Source organism: Pseudoalteromonas sp. bablab_jr011 (assembly GCF_016464045.1).
GTDB classification, from domain to species: Bacteria; Pseudomonadota; Gammaproteobacteria; order Enterobacterales; family Alteromonadaceae; genus Pseudoalteromonas; species Pseudoalteromonas lipolytica.
Genome location: NZ_JACDWU010000211.1, coordinates 1 through 254, shown reverse-complemented (window position 1 = coordinate 254; position 254 = coordinate 1). Strand labels below are relative to the sequence as shown.

The window sequence follows — 254 nt, the reverse complement described above, 5'->3', positions numbered from 1 at the left end:
TGGCGTCGCTTGGTTAAGCACGCAGCGAAAGCCTATGGCACGGTAGGCCTCGCCCAGTTCATCAGATTCTTGGCGTGTATACACGTTACTACCTCGGGGAGATTCTAAAAACCTTCCGCCGCGCATTACTTTTTTAGTGCCTTTAGAGGGGCCCGTTGGGTTATGCTCAGGAGAGTGCCGATAGTAATCTTCAGCCCACCAATCATTAACCCATTCAATCATATTACCACTGAGATCATAAAACCCTAATGGGT

General features: G+C 48.8%; 1 protein-coding gene. It reads right to left on the bottom strand.

Features of this window, described 5'->3' with window-relative positions:
• On the bottom strand, positions 1-254 hold a 254-nt coding region (locus tag JIG41_RS12760), incomplete at both ends, for an SUMF1/EgtB/PvdO family nonheme iron enzyme (RefSeq protein WP_199524867.1).